Source organism: Mangrovibacter sp. MFB070 (assembly GCF_000705335.1).
Taxonomy (GTDB): Bacteria; Pseudomonadota; Gammaproteobacteria; order Enterobacterales; family Enterobacteriaceae; genus Mangrovibacter; species Mangrovibacter plantisponsor.
This window is the reverse complement of the sequence record NZ_JJMI01000005.1, coordinates 104268-120049: the sequence shown is the minus strand read 5'-3', so window position 1 is coordinate 120049 and position 15782 is coordinate 104268. Positions and strand designations below refer to the sequence as shown.

The following is a 15782-nucleotide window of genomic DNA, read 5'->3' as shown; positions in this document are numbered from 1 at the left end:
TACGTAATCAGGAATAACTGAGAGTGATTACGCACAAACCGTGCCATAGTATTTATCTTATTGATTATTATATTTTTATTGGCGGCATCTTCTCCTGGGTATTGATTTTTGTTAAGACAGGCATGTCTCGTTTTGCTTTGTTGTGGTGCAAAAAAATAACAATTGTTGTGAGTCAGGCCGGAAGTGTGCTTTCCGCATCGTTAAATGCATTGAGTAATAAACGCCACATATGGTGCGCGGCCGGGGTAAAGCGGCGGTCGGAGTTGCGCAGCAAATGGCACTGGGCGCTACTGGCGATGGGGTGGTCCACCGGGATGGCAACCAGTTTCCCTTGCTCAATCAGTGAACTGGCGGCAAAGCGGCTCATAAATGAAATCCCTAAACCTGCCTGGCTCATCCCTTTGGCGGTAGAGAACAGGTTACAACGGTATGCCGGGGAAAAGGTCAGCCCTTTGCTCTGGAACATGGCATTCATATGGCGCTGCAGGCCAAAGCTTTCCGTCAGTGCAATTAACCGCTGCTCTGCCAGTTGTTCAATGGTGACCCGCTCAAGGCAGGCCAGCTCATGGCCCGGTGCCATTACTGCGCAGATTGGCCCCCAACGGAAACTGTGGCGCTTCAGCTCCGGGCTGCCAATGGGCCCAAAGGCGACAGCCATATCCGCTTCACCCTGGACAATATCGTTCAGCATTTCCTGCATACTGGCGACACTGATTTCCACAAACACCTGTGGCCAGGACTCGGCAAACTGGGTCATCACCTCATGAATAAACACATTAATCAGCCCGCCACCAATCCGCACAGAAACAGACCCACCGCGCATATGGCGCAAATCCCGTAAGTGGTTTTCCAGCTTTTCCCGGCGCTGGCGGCTTTCAAAATAGTCTTCTGCAAGCAGTTTCCCGGCTTCAGTGAGAATAACTGTACGGCCGCGACGTTCCAGAAGCGGGAGTTGCAGGCGGCGTTCGAGCTGACTAATTTGCCGGCTGATAACAGAAGGATTCACGCCAAGAATATCTGCAGCGCGGCGGATTCCACCCTGAATACCAACTTCATACAGATAACTTACCTGCTTTTCATGGAACATATCCGGGCCTTTCATGATTGACTGTTGCTTACAGAGCAACAATATCATCCATTAACTGGCATTCATATTCCTGTCTGGCTTCGTAATAATCGAATTTATGGTCTTGTGATGTTTTTTTGTTCAAACGGTGGATGCCATGAAACAGTAAAACAGAATTGCACCAAACCAGGGCGTTTATCCGGATTCGGTTATTCTGTTCAGCGGCACTTGCCGGGAAATAATAAGTTTTACTCGCTACAACACCAGGGAACTCTTTATAAAATAAAGAGTGGGGAGCTTGCATGCTAAATAAACACATTGGCATGGGGTTTCCGTATAAAAAATAAAAACAATAGTTAAAAAACACCAAACAGGCACACATCCTGCTTATATCGGGGTAGTGTTAAAATAAAAAAGCCTGCAAACACAACTGACATAACATCCAATACGTTCCGGAGCTTTGAGAAGAGAAATTAATATGAGCGAAAATAAAACCCTGGAAAATCCATCAGGAGAGGCACACAGCGAATGGAAAGTTGGCCCTGGAGCCTGGCTGTCGCTGATTATTGTATTGCTGGTTTTCTCCGGCTTTTTTTATAAAGTGGACGGGATGAACTGGTTGGGCGCCTTTGATTTTACCACGCTGGGCGGTAAGTTTGGCACCATGAAGTCGGAAGCGAATACCTTTCTTGGTAGCGGTGGCATAAGTGCCAAGGCGGGCTTCCTGTTTGCGCTGTCACTGGTGCCGACAGTTATGCTGGCGCTGGGGTTGCTGGAGATTTTCACTCACTATGGCGCCATTCGCGCTGCGCATAAACTACTTACCCCTTTACTGAAACCTTTGTTGGGGTTACCCGGTTATACGGGGCTGGCATTAATCACGGATTTACAAAGTACCGATGCGGGTGCGGCATTAAGTAAAGAGCTTTATGACAGCGAAAGAATTACCCGTAAAGATGTGGTGATTATGGGTGCATGGCAATATTCCGGTGCTGGCCTGATTAATAACTATTTTTCTATTGGTTCAGCCATGTTTGCCTCATTAACTACACCCATAATTATTCCGCTGGTATTAATGTTTGTGATGAAATTTGTTGGCGCGGCGGTAGTGCGTCTGGCTTTGAATACCGTTTATAAGAAGGACTTCGCCAATGAGTAACTCAGTAAAAGCACCCAGTAACCCGTTTGATATTTTCGTTATTGGCGCACGTAAAGGTTTCAATATTGCCATTAATAACCTGATGCCAAATGTGCTGATGGCCTATGTCATTGCCGAAATGCTCAACTTACTGGGTGTGATGCAGATGATAGGCCATGTGTGTGCGCCACTGATGGGGTTGTTTGGGTTACCAGGCGAGGCGATTACCGTTCTGTTAACGGCCTGGTTGTCTTCCTCTGCCGGAACGGGTGTGGCGGTCAGCCTGTTAAGTAAAGGCACGCTGGATGCCGGGCAAATCACCATTCTGGCACCGGCTATCTTCCTGATGGGTTCCCAGCTTCAGTATATGGGGCGCCTACTGGGTGTTGCGGACGTGCCGAAAAAATACTGGCCGTTATTGATGGTGGTAAGTATTGCCAACGCATTGATAGCCATGCTGTTTATGCGCGCATTTTCCTGAGTTTGTGTTGTTAAGGGCTGCCAGGAAAAGCCGCAGCCCGCACCTGCAATAATCAAAAGGAGTAAGACGTGTCCCGTACAATTGAGCATTTCAGGGTATTGCATGAAATTCCTGAACTGGGTTTTGAAGAACACCAAACTTCCGCATACATCGCGGAAAAACTGGAAGCGGCTGGCTACCAGGTTACACGCCATGTGAATGGCACCACGGGGATTGTCGCCGAACTGGACAGTGGTGAACCAGGCCCGGTTCTGGCATTACGCGCAGATATGGACGCACTGGGCCATATTATTAATGGCCAGCATGTTGCTCGCCACACCTGTGGGCATGATGGCCACTCATCAGTGGTACTGACTACCGCGCAGGAAGTGATTCAGCAAGGGCTGGTAAAAAAAGGCCGGTTAAAATTTTTGTTTCAGCCTGCGGAAGAGCTGGGAACCGGGGCGCTGGCGCTGGTTGATGCGGGCGTGCTGGATGACGTGGATATGCTGCTGGGCTTCCACTTGCGGCCAATTGAAGAATGCCCCATGGGCAAAGCTGTTCCGGCGATGTACTACTCTGCGTCTTCTACTATTGAAGCCGTATTTACCGGTAAAGCCGCTCATGCTGCACGCCCGCACTTAGGGGTTAACGCGCTGGATGCTGCGGCTAATGCTGTGCAGGCAGTTAATGGTATTCATTTATCGCCTTCACTGACTTTCAGTGTGAAAGCCACACGTTTTCTCAGTGATGCCGGTGTAACCAACTCGATTCCTGCTGAGGCCCGGGTCTGCTGGGACCTGCGTTCGGCAGATAACGAAGGCATGACCGAGCTGAAAGCTCAGGTGGAACGGGCTATTGCTCACAGTGCGCAGGCCTTTGGCGCAACCGTGGCAACCACTATTCTCAAAGAGATGCCTGCTGCGGTTATCGACGATGACGCCACCGCACTGGTTAGCGAAGCCATCCGTGAAGTGCTGGGCGATGAAGGCCTGACTGAGCCGAAAACCACACCAGGCAGCGAAGACTTCTTCCATTACCTGGTTCAGCGCCCGGCTATAAAAGGCGGTTTCTGGGGATTGGGTGCCAACCTGAAACCGGGCTTGCATCACCCGGATATGCACTTTGACCGCAGTGCGCTGGATATTGGCGTGGATGTATTCAAGGCCTGCGTGCGTCGGGTTCTCGGCTAAGCGCATCTGTTTTACCTGCCGCCCGGCGGCAACGAGCGGCAGCAGAAAATTTTGTTTCACGGGTAAATAGCGCAAGAGATGTTATCTGCCTGGCACATAAAGCAGCATGCGCTTTCTGCTCTCCCGTAGAGTGGAAAGACCAACACCAGGAGGCTTTATGTGGTTCGATAAATTACAACAACCCACGCTGGTCCGTCAGCAGGCATTTTTTGCCGGCGCCTGGCGTGATGCCGATACGCAGCAAACCCTTGATGTGATTAACCCGGCGACCGGTGAGCGCCTGGCAACTATTCCGGCTCTGGAAGCGGCGGAAACGAGCCGGGCAATTGCCTGTGCTGAACAGTCGCGCCATGAATGGGCGAAAACCCCTAACGCTACCCGTGCGGCTTTACTGGAAAAATGGCACCAGTTGATCATGGCGAATGCCGATGATCTGGCGCAGATAATGACTGCCGAGCAGGGCAAACCCCTGGCGGAAGCCAAAGGGGAAGTGGCATACGGTGCCAGTTTCGTGAAATGGTTTGCTGAAGAAGCGCGCCGTATTGGCGGCGAAACCATTCCTGCCCCCAGCGCAGACCGCCGAATTCTGGTTCTGAAACAACCTGTTGGGGTGGCTGCCGCTATCACCCCGTGGAACTTCCCCATTGCCATGATTACCCGCAAAGTTGCGCCAGCACTGGCCGCAGGTTGCCCGGTAATTGTTAAACCCTCTGAACTGACACCGCTGTGTGCGCTGGCTTTAATGGTGCTGGCAGAGCAGGCCGGTATTCCTGCGGGTGTGATGCAGGTTTTAACCGGGATCCCCACGGAAATTGGCAAAACCCTGACAGCCAGCACCGATGTGCGGAAAATTTCTTTTACCGGCTCAACCCGTGTCGGGCAGTTGCTGATGGCCCAAAGCGCAGGCAGCGTAAAACGCCTGAGCCTTGAACTGGGTGGGAATGCACCCTTTATTGTGTTTGATGATGCGGATCTCGACCTGGCGATTACCGGTATTATGAGCAGCAAATTCCGTAACGCCGGGCAAACCTGCGTGTGCGCCAACCGGATATTTGTTCAGCGTGGAATTTATGAACGCTTCAGCCAACGTTTGCAGGAAGCGGTTGCACAACTTCAAGTGGGCGATGGCACTCATCCGGGCGTTACCCTGGGGCCATTGATTAACCGGGCGGTAGTGGAAAAAGTTAACCGCCATATTGATGATGCATTAAGCCAGGGAGCAACATTAATTGCCGGTGGCATAGCGACAGGAACCAGCCAGTTTGTTGAGCCGACCATTCTTGGCAATGTCACAGAAAAAATGTTGATTGCCCGGGAAGAAACATTTGGCCCGGTAGCCCCGTTGTTTCTGTTTGATGATGAGCAACAAGTAACAGCTATGGCAAATAATACGCCTTATGGATTGGGTGCTTATTTCTTTACCGAGAATATGCGCCGCGCATGGCGCATGGCGGAGTCACTTGAATTTGGCATGGTGGGTTATAATACCGGTGTTATTTCAATGGAAGTCGCTCCCTTTGGGGGAATTAAACTTTCAGGGATTGGCCGGGAAGGTGCCCGTTGTGGTATTGATGAATATTTAGAAACTAAGGCTTTTCATATCGGCGGCTTATAGCCACCACCCTTGATATAAGTTTCCCCGGAGGCTGCCAGAGATGGCAGCCTTTTTGTTTTGTAATTTACTGATATGTAATATTTTAATTCCAAATCTCACCAGGTATTTCTTGGTGCATTTTTAACATGCTTTGCACTATGTTAAACCAATTAATTAACATAAAAGTGGCGGTTAAAGTAGCGAAAAAAACAACAGGAAATTTTACCTTCCCATTCGGCATAAAATTTTTTTTGGCGCCTTTATCAGGCATTTAATTTTTTCTTTAATTTGGCACGCATCATGCATTTATAAAGTTATGCAGAGGCAGTTAATTTATAAATCCCGGCCTGAATAAAATCAGTAAATAAGGATTTAATGATGCTGAGTTTCGACCCTGATAAAGTGATTTTGCCCGCAGGTAATTATATTGATGGCCAGTTTTACCCAAGTCAGGGTGAAACACTGGCGGTCAGACGGCCATCTGATGGCCGGGTTTATGCCGAACTTAATGAAGCGCAGGCCACGGATGTGGATACCGCAGTTCAGGTGGCTCACCGGGCTGCCAAAGCGAGTGGCTGGGCCAGCTGTTCTCCCCGGGAGAGGGGGCGCGTGTTGCGCCGTTGGGCAGAACTGATAGAGCAGGATGCGCCGCTTCTCGGTCAACTGGAAGCGTTGGGCTCAACCCGGCCAATTACTGATGTGATTAACCACGAAATCCCCTTCACAGCAGAAGCCATTCGTTTTTATGCCGAGTGCGCAGATAAATACAGTAGTGACTTATTCCCCACTCAGGCCAACAGCCTGGGAATGTTACTGACCGAGCCTTTTGGTGTGATTGGCGCGGTCACCCCGTGGAATTTCCCTTTATCCATGGCGTCATGGAAGTGTGGCCCGGCGCTGGCGGCAGGTAATGCTGTGGTGCTGAAGCCTTCTGAACTGACGCCATTTTCCACTGTACGCATGGCTGAACTTGCGGTTCAGGCCGGGTTACCTGCAGGTGTGCTCAATATTGTTCAGGGGCGCGGTGCGGTGACCGGCAGTGCACTGGTACGCCACCCGTTAGTACGCAAAGTGTCGTTTACCGGCTCCACACAGACTGGCGCGCAAATTATGAGTGATGCGGCCCAGTTTGGCATGAAGCCCGTCACGCTGGAGTTGGGCGGCAAAAGTCCACAAGTGGTGTTTGACGATGCCGGAGATATCGACACCGTTGCTGCCCGCATTTTGCGTGGGTTTACCGGTAATGGCGGCCAGGCTTGCGTGGCGGGAACCCGCTTAATTGTCCAACGAGGTATTGCTGAGGCACTGACGCAAAAACTCATTTCTTTGTGCCAGGCCTTCCGCCCGGGCCTGACCTGGGACGAAAACACGCGTTATGCCCCCATGATTGATGCCCGGCAGGGTAACAAAGTGGCCTCAGTTGTTGCAGCGGCAAAAGCGGCAGGAGCCAAAGTGCTGGTGGGAGGGGATCGTTTTGCAGATACCGGCGAAGGCTGGTTCTGGCAACCCACACTGTTATCCGGCATGGCTGCGGATAACCCGGCAATTCAGACCGAGATCTTCGGCCCGGTGCTCACCATTCAACAGTTTGACGACGAAGATGAAGCGCTGGCGATGGCGGCCCATGACACCTATGGCCTGTGTGCCGGTGTTCATACCCTGAGTTTGCCTCGGGCTTTGCGTGCGGTACGCCAGTTGGCGGCAGGCACTGTATGGGTCAACCGCTATGGCCGTTCCGGCGACTTTATTATTCCGACTGGTGGATTTCTGGGGTCTGGCATTGGCAAAGACCTTGGCCGGCAGGCGTTTCAGGCCTGCCAGCAGCAAAAGAGTGTGTTGATTGATTTTTAACAGAGAAACCTGACCTGGAGAGAGTGTTATGGCTGCTTTTAAACCGAAATTTGTCACCTTCGATTGCTACGGTACTTTAATCAACTTTGATATGGCCGGGGCGGCTGAACGGTGTTTCAGTGACCGGGTCAGCCCGGCATTAATGCCGGCGTTTATTCATGACTTTGCCCGTTTCCGGTTTGATGAAGTGCTGGGAGCCTGGAAACCCTATTTTGACGTGGTGAGCAATGCATTGCAGCGCACCTGCCGCAAACATGGCATTGCCTGGAGTAATGCAGACAGCGACGCCATTTATACCGACTGCACTACCTGGGGGCCACACCCTGATGTTCCGGCAGGCCTTGCCAAAGTTGCTGAACACGTACCGCTGGTGCTGTTAACCAACTCAATGGATGACCTGATTGTCCACCACGTACCCCGCCTTGGCGCGCCCATCCATATGACGATTACCGCCGAGGAAACCGGTGCCTATAAACCGCAAATGCGTGGTTTCGAATACATGCTCAACAAACTGGGATGCGGCCCGGATGAAATCCTTCATGTCTCTTCCAGCCTGCGTTATGACCTGATGACCTGCTACGACATGGGCATCAAGAACAAAGTCTTTGTTAACCGCGGCCACGATGCGCCAAACCCGTTCTATGGCTACACCGAAATCAGCGGTATCGACCAGCTTCCTTCGGTTATTGGCCTGTAAAAGGAGCCTGGTATGAAACTGGAATCGTTCTGGCAGGCAACCGCTCCGGAATTTACCGGAGCCGCCAGTACCCCGTTGCCAGCCCATGCGGATGTGGTGGTAATTGGTGGTGGATTTACCGGAGTATCGGCCGCACTCAACCTGGCGAAATCCGGGGTGGATGTGGTGCTTCTGGAACGGGACCAGGTGATGAGCCAGGCCTCGGGGCGCAATGGCGGCCACTGCAATACCGGCCTGGCGCAAAACTTTGCCACACTGGTAGCGCGGGTTGGGCTGGAAGAAGCCAGCCGGTGTTACCAGGCCTTTGATAATGCGGTCAATTATGTTGGCCGCCTGATTGAAGACGAACAAATTGACTGTGATTTTCGCCGTTGCGGGAAGCTGAAACTGGCGAGTAAACCCGGGCATCTGGCCGGGTTACGTGCCACGGCGGAACTGTTGCGTAAGGGCGTAGACCCGGATGTTGTCCTGCTGAGCAAAGATGAATTGCGCACGGAAATTGGCAGCGATGCATTCCATGGCGGTTTATTGCAGCTACGTGGTGGGCAAATGCATATGGGGAAATTCGGCATTGGGCTGGCTAATGCAGCGGCCAGGGCCGGGGCCAAAATTTACCCGGAGCATGGTGTTACCGCGCTTACCCGGCTTAACGGTTATCGCCACCGCATTACGACCACCCAGGGCGAAATCACCGCCGATAAAGTGTTGATGGCGACCGGACCGTCAAATATTGGCCCTTTCCCGTGGTTCCAGCGCCGGATAGTGCCGGTGGGCAGTTTTATTGTGGTGACAGCACCTCTGCCGGAAGCACAACTGCGGGCGTTACTGCCCCAGGACCGCACTTACGTCACTTCTCTCAATATTGGGAATTACTTCCGTACTACAACCGACAACCGTCTGGTGTTTGGCGGGCGGGCTCGTTTTGCCGTGAGCAACCCCACCTCGGACAGCCGGAGTGGCGACATTCTGAAAGCCAGCCTGAAACAGATTTTCCCTGCTCTGGAGCGTGCTCCTATCGATTATTGCTGGGGCGGCATGGTGGATATGACAGCCGACCGCCTTCCCCGTTCAGGCGAGCACGATGGCGTGTTTTATACCCTGGGGTACAGCGGCCATGGCTCACAGATGTCGGTCTGGATGGGGCGGGTGATGGCAGATTTACTGGCAGAAAAACGTACTGATTCACCCTGGCAATGTGACAAATGGCGCCCGTTGCCGGGTTATTACGGCACTCCCTGGTTCTTGCCTGTGGCCGGCCTGTATTACAAAGCCAAAGACCGGTTTTGCTGATCCATTAACATTTATTTTTTAAGGGGTTGCAGATGGGTAAATTTGATAAAAAGTGGCAAGGAACGGATACCGACCTGATCCGTGCAATTAACGATGCTTCGCTGTCGCGCCGTAGCCTGTTGAAACTACTTTCTGCCGGGGCGGTAATGAGCACCGGCGTGATGGGATTTCCGTCACTGGGTTTCGCAGCGGAAAAACCGGTGCAGGGCGGGAAGTTACGGGCGGCGGTCGCGAATGCCTCCGCCACAGATACGCTGGACCCGGCAAAAGGCACCAACAGTGGTGACTATTCACGCCATTTCATGTTTTACAGTGGGTTGACTGAGCTGGATAAAAACATGGCGGTTCACCCGGCGCTGGCTGAATCCCTGACCTCTGATGACGGTGTGACATGGCAAATGAAATTACGCCAGGGCGTCACGTTCCATGATGGCAAACCCTTTACTGCCGATGATGTGGTGTGGTCACTTAGCCGTCACAAAGACCCGGCGGTTGCTTCCAACGTGTTTAAACTGGCCGAGCAATTCAGCACTATCAAAGCGGTGAACAGCCATGAAGTACAACTGGTACTGAGCAACGCAAATTTCGACCTGCCCGCAATGCTGGCGACCAGTTCTTTCCTGATTCTGCAACAAAATACCCGCGATTTCTCCAAAGCGATTGGCACCGGCCCGTTCCGTCTCAAATCCTTTACTCCGGGAGTGAGTACCGTGGGGGTTCGTAACCCGGATTACTGGAAACCTGGCTTGCCGCACCTGGATGAAGTCGAACTGATGGGCGTGACCGACCAGGCCGCGCGCGTGAACGCTTTGTTGTCCGGTGACCTGGATATGGTAGCCACACTAAGCGCCAGCGATGCCAAACGGCTGAAAAATAATGCGAAGTTTGGTGTGCTTGAAAGCAAGTCAGGCATGTACACCAACCTGATTGTGCGCACAGATAAGCAACCTGGCAGCAACCCGGATTTTGTGCTGGCAATGAAGTACCTCCAGCCGCGCGAATTGATGGTGAAAACGGTATTGCAAGGTTATGGCACGGTTGGTAATGACACTCCGGTTCCCCCGTGGCACCCCATGTTTAATGCCAGCCTGAAACCACGCCCGGTGGACCTGGATAAAGCGAAGTTCCACCTGAAAAAAGCAGGCATGGAAGGCAGCCGGATTGAAATCATCACCACCCCGAATATTGAAGGCGCGGTGGAAGGTGGGCAGTTAATTCAGCAGGTTTCAGCCGGTGCGGGCCTTAAAGTGAATGTCCGGCGTGTGCCTTATGACGGCTACTGGGCCAGCCACTGGATGAAAGACCCAATTGGCTATGGTTCTATCAACCCGCGCCCGACTCTGGATATGCTGTTTTCCCGGTTTTATCTCTCTTCCGCCCCGGATAACGAATCTGGCTGGCAAAACCCACAGTTTGACCAGTTAGTTGTTGCAGCCCGTGGTGAACGGGACCAGGCAAAGCGCAAACAAATGTATGGCGACATGCAGCACCTGATTTATGACCACTGTGGCACGCTGGTTCCTATTTTTGTCAGCTCAATGGATGGCTATAACACCAAAGTGAAAGGTATCGAACCCTGGCCTACCGGCATGATGATGGGGTTCCGTTTCCACGAGTTCGCCTGGCTTTCCGCCTAATTCTTGTTCAGGAGGTTGCCCATGAATCGCTTTATGCTGCAACTCATTGCCCGGCGCACAGGTGCCGGGTTACTTACCTTGCTGATTGTCTCCGCAGTGGTGTTTTTTATCACCAGCCTGTTACCAGGCGATGCGGCGCAACTGATGCTCGGGCAAAACGCCACGCCCGAAACGGTTGCGGCGTTACGTGCGCAACTTGGCCTGGATAAGCCACTGGTGGTGCGTTACTTCCTGTGGTTATGGAATATGTTGCAAGGCGATTTTGGCACCTCATTTGCCAACAACTTACCGGTTGCACAACTGGTGGCGCAGCGTATTCCCGCCACCTTCGAACTGGCGGGCACCACAACCCTGGTGTCTGTACCGGTCGCGCTGGTGATTGGCATTGTGGCGGCAATGTACCGTGACAGCTGGCTGGACCGTATTCTGGTGGTCAGCACGATGGGATGTGTGGCGGTGCCTGAGTTTTTGGTCGCCACTGTCGCAGTACTGATTTTTGCCGTGAAACTGCACTGGGTTTCCGCCATGTCGTTAGGCGGAGGCGAAGGGCTGTTGAATTACCTGAAAACCTATGCTCTGCCAGTGCTGACACTCTGTTTTGTGCTGGTGGCGCAAATGGCGCGAATGACCCGTGCCGCCATTGTTGAACAGTTAGAAAGCCCGTGGCTGGAGATGGCATTACTCAAAGGCGTCTCTCCGTTACGTGCTGTGTTGCGTCATGCACTGCCAAATGCAGTTGGCCCTATCGCCAATGCTATTTCGTTGAGTCTCGCTTACCTGTTTGGCGGTGTGATCATTATTGAAAGCATATTTAGTTACCCTGGCATGGCGAGCCAACTGGTGGATGCGGTAAGTAACCGTGACCTGCCACTGGTGCAATTGTGCGTGATGCTGTTCGCACTGAGTTATTTGGTGCTGTTACTGATTGCCGACGTGGTGACTATCGCGTTTAACCCGAAATGGAGGGGATGATGAGCCGATTACTGTTACCCTGGCGTTTCTTTATGGCGCTGTCGTTGTCTGGCCGGGTGGGGCTGGTTATTTCACTGTTCTGGATAGTGATGGCGTTATTCGGGGGGTATATCGCACCACACAGCGGTACGGATATTGGTGCGGGGCCAATTCTCGGTAGTTTCACCGCGCAAAACTGGCTGGGTACGGATTACCTGGGGCGGGATATTTTGAGCCGGATTTTGGTTGGTGCCCGTTTCTCTATTGGGCTGGCGCTGACCGCGGCAGTGCTGGCAAGCCTGGTGGGTACATTGCTGGCGCTGCTGGCGGCGGTCACTGGCCGCTGGCTGGAGGAGATCCTTGGCCGCGTCAACGATGCCTTGTTAGTACTGCCAGGCAAAGTGTTGTCGCTGCTGATTGTTGCTGTCTTTGGCTCATCGTTACCCATGCTGGTCGTAACCGCTGTCTTTACCTACTGGCCGGGCGCTTACCGCATTGCGTTTTCTATGGCGGGCAACCTGCGCAATATGGATTACGTGCGTGCTTCACGGCTGCGTGGAGAAGGGCGCTGGTATATCGCTTTGCATGACATTCTGCCCGGCATGGTGCACGCCATGCTGACGGATTTTGGCCTGCGCTTTGTCTACATCGTACTGCTACTTAGTGGCCTGAGTTTCCTGGGGCTGGGTGTTCAGCCACCAGACGCCGACTGGGGAACACTGGTGCGGGAAAACCTGCAGGGGTTATTTGATGGCTCACCTGCGGTGCTGATGCCTGCTCTGGCTATTGCCAGCCTGACCATTGGCGCGAACTTGTTTATCGACAATTTACGTAATGTCGGGCCACTGCAACTGGTGGAGGAAGGCGCATGAGCATCATGTTACACGATAATTTGCCAGCAATTGCTGTTGAAAACCTGAGAGTAACAGCCAAAAACGACCGTGGTGAAGATATCGACCTGGTCAGCGATATCCAGTTTACGGTACAACGCGGTGAAGTGCTGGCGCTGATTGGGGAATCTGGCTCGGGTAAAACCACCATTGCCATGGCCTTAATGGGCTATGCCCGCCACGGTTGCCGTATAACTGATGGGCGTATTCACGTTGTGGATGAAGATGTGATGCGCCTGTCTGCGCGCGAGTTACAGCGCTTTCGTGGCAAAAAAGTGGCTTACATTGCCCAGAGTGCGGCGGCGTCTTTTAATCCCTGCATGAAAATCATCGACCAGGTTATCGAAAGTGTAGTGATCCACGGGATCCTCTCCCGGCGTGAAGCTATTGCCAAAGCGGTGGCGTTATTTCGTGAACTGGCATTGCCTTCGCCAGAAACCATTGGTGAACGCTACCCGCACCAGGTGTCTGGCGGGCAGTTGCAGCGCCTGATGACTGCCATGGCACTGATAGGCGACCCGGAGGTGGTTATCCTCGATGAACCCACTACCGCACTGGATGTGACAACTCAGGTGGAAGTCCTGAAAGCGTTTCGCCGGGTAGTGGCAGAGCGTGGCATGACGGCAATTTATGTCAGCCATGACCTGGCGGTGGTGGCTCAAATGGCCGACAAAATTCTGGTGTTGCTGAAAGGGCAAATCGCCGAATACGGTACCACTCAACAACTACTCAGCGCCCCGTCGTCACCATATACCCACGCGTTAATGGCTGCGGCCCGACAGGCTGAACGGCCCAGTAGCTGGAACCCGGCTGAAGCAACCATTCACCCGCTACTGGAAGTGCGTAATCTGGCGGTTGGATATGGCGTTCGTGATAGCGAAGGCGTGCCTGCCATCCGAATTCTTGATGATATTAATCTGCAAGTCTGGCGCGGCCAGGCCATTGGCATTATTGGCGAATCCGGTTCGGGAAAAACTACGCTGGCCCATGCGATTGCCGGGCTGAACCCGGCCTGGCAAGGGCACCTGCTGTTTGGCGACCATTATATTGATAACGCGATGCAGCAACGTACACCCGATGAGTTGCGCCGCATTCAGTATGTCTTCCAAATGGCGGATACCGCGCTGAACCCTAACCATACTGTGGGGCAAATCCTGGCGCGCCCACTGGCGTTGTTTCACCAATTACAGGGGGCGGAGCTGCAGCAGCGGGTGAAAGCGTTGCTCGACCTGGTGCGCCTGCCTCATTCCGTTATGCACCGTAAGCCTGGCGGGCTCTCTGGCGGCCAGAAACAACGCGTCAACCTGGCGCGGGCACTGGCTGCGGAGCCGGAAGTTATTATTTGCGATGAAGTGACTTCTGCACTGGATACCGTGGTGGCGGCAGCCGTGCTGGATTTGATTTGCGAATTGCGCCGCAAGCTGGGGCTGACCGTGCTGTTTATCAGCCATGATATGCATGCGGTACGGGCAGTGTGCGATGACATTGTAGTAATGAAACAAGGGCAGATTGTTACCCAACTGTCCCGCGATGACTACGACAAACCCTCCTCTGTTCTCTACTTTGAGCGCCTGAAACGGGCAGTTCCAGAGCTGCGGCAGGGGTGGCTGGATGAACATGAAGACGTGCTGAAAGCGGAATAATACTTAAGGGGATACACATTTATGCCTGCACCGTTACGTTATGTACAGGACAGTACCGATTTTCCCGACTCTGCAGATGTGGTGATTATTGGCGCGGGTATTGCCGGTAGTGCCGCCACCTGGGAGCTGACTAAACAGGGGTTGCGCGTCGTCTTGCTGGAAAAAGGGTTGGTGGGCGCGGAACAATCCAGCCGTAACTGGGGCTGGTGCCGCCAGCAAAACCGCGATGAGCGCGAGTTGCCGTTATCTATTTATGCCTTACAGCGCTGGACGGAACTGGAGCGAGAAACGGGTGAGGATCTGGGGTTTCGCCGCTCCGGGCTGGTGTACGCCACCCAGGATCAGAGCGAAATTGACGCCTGGGAAAAGTGGGGGCACATTGCCAAACAATACGGTGTGGAAAGCCATATCTTAACGGCCAGTGCTGCGAAGGCGATGACGCCTGGTAGCTCTACAGCCTGGTTAGGCGGCGTTTCTTCACCGACGGATGGCTATGCGGAACCTGCCTGGGCGGCTCCTGGCCTGGCGCGCGCTGCCGTTGCGCGTGGGGCGATGTTATTTCAGCAATGCGCTGTGCGGGGCCTGGATATCAGTGGTGGTGCCGTCAGTGGAGTGTGGACTGAACGCGGGCTTATCAAAACATCAAGGGTGATTGTTGCTGCGGGGGCCTGGACTTCATTGTTCTGCCGCCGCCATGGTATCGATTTACCCATGGGGAATGTGATAGGTACTGCCTTTCGAACTAAGCCAATTGAACAGGCTATTACAGTACCTTTTTATACCGGGCGTTTTGCCTGCCGGCCACAACTGGATGGCAGTTACACGGTTGCGGTATCTGGCCGCGGGCGGCTGGAGCCAGGTGCGCAGGGCCTCCGTTATGTGCGCCAGTTCTGGCCAACATTCAAATCGCGCCGTAAAAACCTGACCATTTCACCGGGGATAGCCCCGTTTTTCCGCGGGCCAGAGTCCTTGCGATCCTGGTCCCTGGACAGCGTCTCACCGTTTGAAAAAGTACGTATTCTGGACCCACAACCTGACCACAATATGGTGCAGTCCGGGCTGGCTGCGATGCGCAGCGAATACCCGGCGCTGGCGAATCTCCAGGTCGCTCAGGCCTGGGGCGGTATGATAGACAGCACACCCGATGCCATTCCGGTGATTTCACGAATTGATAAATTGCCAGGCCTGGTGGTTTCTGCCGGGTACAGTGGGCATGGTTTTGGAATAGGTCCGGGTGCCGGGCGTCTGGCTGCCGATTTGGCAACGGATATCACACCTGTTGTCGACCCGGCTCCATTCCGTTACTCCCGGCTGGTGGACGGCAGCAACCTGAACAGCCCCGGAATGATGTAATTGACGTGCAGACTGCCCG

Annotated in this window: 15 protein-coding genes; 12 read left to right on the top strand and 3 right to left on the bottom strand. The window is 53.4% G+C overall.

What is annotated here, in order from left to right:
* Window positions 1-172: 172 nt before the first annotated feature.
* Together DT73_RS02390 and DT73_RS02385 are read right to left on the bottom strand one after the other, a co-directional pair.
* Window positions 173-1087, bottom strand: a complete 915-nt coding sequence (locus DT73_RS02390; protein WP_036103535.1) for a LysR family transcriptional regulator — start codon at window positions 1085-1087, stop codon at window positions 173-175.
* Window positions 1088-1115: 28 nt separating this feature from the next.
* Entirely contained in the window at window positions 1116-1391 is a 276-nt protein-coding gene (locus DT73_RS02385; RefSeq protein ID WP_036103312.1) for a hypothetical protein, read from the bottom strand.
* 153 nt (window positions 1392-1544) lie between these two features.
* On the opposite strand from DT73_RS02385, the gene DT73_RS02380 reads away from it, so the two are divergent.
* The 4 genes from DT73_RS02380 (at window position 1545) to DT73_RS02365 (ending at window position 5472) form a co-directional block, all read left to right on the top strand.
* Window positions 1545-2225, top strand: coding sequence for a nucleoside recognition domain-containing protein (locus tag DT73_RS02380; protein WP_036103308.1), 681 nt, complete (start codon window positions 1545-1547; stop codon window positions 2223-2225).
* Entirely contained in the window at window positions 2218-2685 is a 468-nt protein-coding gene (locus DT73_RS02375) for a YjiG family protein (protein ID WP_036103306.1), read from the top strand. The genes DT73_RS02380 and DT73_RS02375 overlap by 8 nt, the downstream gene beginning before the upstream one ends.
* Window positions 2686-2753: 68 nt before the next feature.
* Window positions 2754-3857 (top strand): amidohydrolase, encoded by a 1104-nt coding sequence (locus tag DT73_RS02370; protein WP_036103303.1) that lies wholly within the window; start codon window positions 2754-2756, stop codon window positions 3855-3857.
* 157 nt (window positions 3858-4014) lie between these two features.
* Window positions 4015-5472, top strand: a complete 1458-nt coding sequence (locus DT73_RS02365) for an NAD-dependent succinate-semialdehyde dehydrogenase (protein ID WP_036103301.1) — start codon at window positions 4015-4017, stop codon at window positions 5470-5472.
* Between the two features lie 82 nt (window positions 5473-5554).
* Here DT73_RS02365 and DT73_RS26395 read toward each other — a convergent pair whose 3' ends face one another.
* Window positions 5555-5722, bottom strand: a complete 168-nt coding sequence (locus tag DT73_RS26395) for a hypothetical protein (RefSeq protein ID WP_160173951.1) — start codon at window positions 5720-5722, stop codon at window positions 5555-5557.
* A 107-nt stretch (window positions 5723-5829) separates the two neighbouring features.
* Here DT73_RS26395 and DT73_RS02360 point away from each other — a divergent pair, with 107 nt between their 5' ends.
* The 8 genes from DT73_RS02360 to DT73_RS02325 are packed head-to-tail and all read left to right on the top strand — an operon-like array spanning window position 5830 to window position 15763.
* Window positions 5830-7302, top strand: a complete 1473-nt coding sequence (locus DT73_RS02360) for an aldehyde dehydrogenase (protein ID WP_036103298.1) — start codon at window positions 5830-5832, stop codon at window positions 7300-7302.
* Between the two features lie 28 nt (window positions 7303-7330).
* Complete coding sequence (locus DT73_RS02355; protein WP_036103296.1) at window positions 7331-7999, top strand: haloacid dehalogenase type II; 669 nt, start codon at window positions 7331-7333, stop codon at window positions 7997-7999.
* A 12-nt stretch (window positions 8000-8011) separates the two neighbouring features.
* Window positions 8012-9289 carry an FAD-binding oxidoreductase gene (locus tag DT73_RS02350; protein WP_036103294.1) on the top strand — a complete coding sequence of 426 codons (1278 nt, stop codon included), beginning with the start codon at window positions 8012-8014 and terminating at the stop codon, window positions 9287-9289.
* A gap of 32 nt (window positions 9290-9321) precedes the next feature.
* Complete coding sequence (locus DT73_RS02345) at window positions 9322-10926, top strand: ABC transporter substrate-binding protein (protein ID WP_036103292.1); 1605 nt, start codon at window positions 9322-9324, stop codon at window positions 10924-10926.
* Window positions 10927-10947: 21 nt separating this feature from the next.
* The gene (locus DT73_RS02340; RefSeq protein ID WP_036103289.1) at window positions 10948-11898 is read left to right on the top strand and encodes an ABC transporter permease; all 951 of its coding nucleotides are present in this window, start codon (window positions 10948-10950) and stop codon (window positions 11896-11898) included.
* Window positions 11898-12749: an ABC transporter permease gene (locus DT73_RS02335; RefSeq protein ID WP_036103287.1), complete on the top strand. Its 852-nt coding sequence runs from the start codon at window positions 11898-11900 to the stop codon at window positions 12747-12749. The genes DT73_RS02340 and DT73_RS02335 overlap by 1 nt, the downstream gene beginning before the upstream one ends.
* The gene (locus DT73_RS02330) at window positions 12746-14410 is read left to right on the top strand and encodes an ABC transporter ATP-binding protein (RefSeq protein ID WP_036103283.1); all 1665 of its coding nucleotides are present in this window, start codon (window positions 12746-12748) and stop codon (window positions 14408-14410) included. The genes DT73_RS02335 and DT73_RS02330 overlap by 4 nt, the downstream gene beginning before the upstream one ends.
* 21 nt (window positions 14411-14431) lie before the next feature.
* Window positions 14432-15763, top strand: coding sequence for an FAD-binding oxidoreductase (locus DT73_RS02325; protein ID WP_036103280.1), 1332 nt, complete (start codon window positions 14432-14434; stop codon window positions 15761-15763).
* Window positions 15764-15782: the final 19 nt, after the last annotated feature.